The following is a 1583-nucleotide window of genomic DNA, read 5'->3' on the forward strand; positions in this document are numbered from 1 at the left end:
GGGCCCGCCCGCGGGCCCGCCCGGGTCCCGCACCGCCCGTGATCAGCCGTGCTTCCCGTCGTCGGCACCGCGGTCGTCGCCGGCCGCGGGGTCGCCGGGCGGACGCCGCTCCCGGCCCGGCCACCCCCTGCGCTCGCCCCGCACCACCCCGTTGACGATGACGCCGACCAGCGCGCCACCGACCACCACGACGACGAGTACCCAGAGCACGTCCATGGCCTCTCCCCCCTGAACTGCGACGGTGCGTCCCGGCCCCCCGGGAACGCGGCGACCGCCCCCGCGGGCGCTCCTCCGGAGTGTGCCCGCCGAAGACGCCGTCCGTGGGCGCTCCGGCCGAACAGGCCGGAATCGCCTCACGCAGGCCGAGGAACGGGGTGGTTCCCGGACAGCGCCGTCCCGATGCGCTCCCGCGGCCCGGACGGACGGTCTCTATCGCTGGTTGCAGACCGCGCTCATCCCCCGGCGTGAGGCGGCGGCGGTGCGGCGCGCCATAGCCTCGTTCCATCATGAAGAGACCCGACGACCGGCTGCTGCCGGTCCTGCCGGCGGCGGCCCAGGCCCTGGTCTGGCCAGGCGTCCCGCTCCTGCGCGGCGAGGTGCCGTCCGGTGCGCACCTGCTGGCCGCCGCTCTGGCCGCGTTGCTGGTGGCCGGCGCGCTGACGCTGCGGCGGGAACGCCCGGTGGCGGCACTCGCGGCGACCGCCGCATCCATCGCGCTGGTCGCGGGAGCGCTGCCGACGGGGGCCACCGCGGTGCTGGGCACCGTGGGCCCGGCTGTCGCGCTCCACGCGGTCGCGGCGCGGCGCGACGGCTGGACCGCGGTCCTGTCGGCCGCGACCCTCGCGCTGTGGCAGGCGATCTGGATGGTCTCCCTGCACGGACTCGGCGAACGCGACGGCTTGGACCTGGCGCTCACCGCCGTCCTCTACGCGGCGTCCTGCGGCTGGGGCATGCGCGGCAGGCGGCTGCGCCTGGCCGCCGCGGCGGCGGCGACACGGCTTCACCGGACGGAGTCCGAGCGTGATCGGCTCCCCGCAGTCGAGCGGCGCCGTATGGAGCGCGAGCTGCACGACGTCAGCGCCCACCACCTGACCGCCGTCGTCGTCTCCGCCGGGGTCGCCGAGGGGCTCCGGGACAAGCGGCCAGAACTGCGGGCGGAGGCGCTGGCGCTCGCGGTGTCATCCGGTCGGGAGGTGACGGCCGCCCTGGGCGCCGTGCCCGAGCCCGTCGACGCCGCCGCGGACTCGGCGGAACCCTACGAGCGCGTGATCGCGCTGCTGGACGGCATCCGCCGTCTCGGGCAACCGGTCGTCCACAAGCTGGTGGAGCTGCCCGGCGGTGCCGCGTCCGAGGCGGCTTTCGGCATCGTGCGGGAGGCCCTGACCAACGCGGTACGGCACGCTCCCGGGGCCGCGACGGAGGTGTCCTGCCGTCCGGAACAGGGCGGGCACGTGCTGGTCGTCAGGAACGGGGCGCCGCCGGAGGACTCGACCTCCGCCGGGCAGTTGGGCGGTGGCCGGGGGCGGGCGTTCCTGGCGGGGCGCGCGCAGGAGGTCGGCGGGACGGTGCGCGGCGGCCCGACG

At 77.3% G+C, this 1583-nt stretch carries 2 protein-coding genes; one reads left to right on the forward strand and one right to left on the reverse strand.

The features are described 5' to 3' along the window. Positions 1 to 42: 42 nt before the first annotated feature. Positions 43 to 216 (reverse strand): hypothetical protein, encoded by a 174-nt coding sequence (locus HCJ92_RS23995; RefSeq protein WP_167935702.1) that lies wholly within the window; start codon positions 214 to 216, stop codon positions 43 to 45. A gap of 290 nt (positions 217 to 506) precedes the next feature. Between HCJ92_RS23995 and HCJ92_RS24000 the strand changes: the two genes are divergently transcribed. Further along, positions 507 to 1583 (forward strand): sensor histidine kinase (locus tag HCJ92_RS24000; protein ID WP_245241225.1); only part of this gene is annotated, 1077 nt, incomplete at its 3' end.

It is taken from the genome of Streptomyces spiramenti (assembly GCF_012034385.1).
Classification (GTDB): Bacteria; Actinomycetota; Actinomycetes; order Streptomycetales; family Streptomycetaceae; genus Streptomyces; species Streptomyces spiramenti.

Excerpts from the sequence above, each read along its gene's own strand:
- HCJ92_RS23995 (WP_167935702.1), bottom strand. The coding sequence starts at position 216 with ATGGACGTGCTCTGGGTACTCGTCGTCGTGGTGGTCGGTGGCGCGCTG.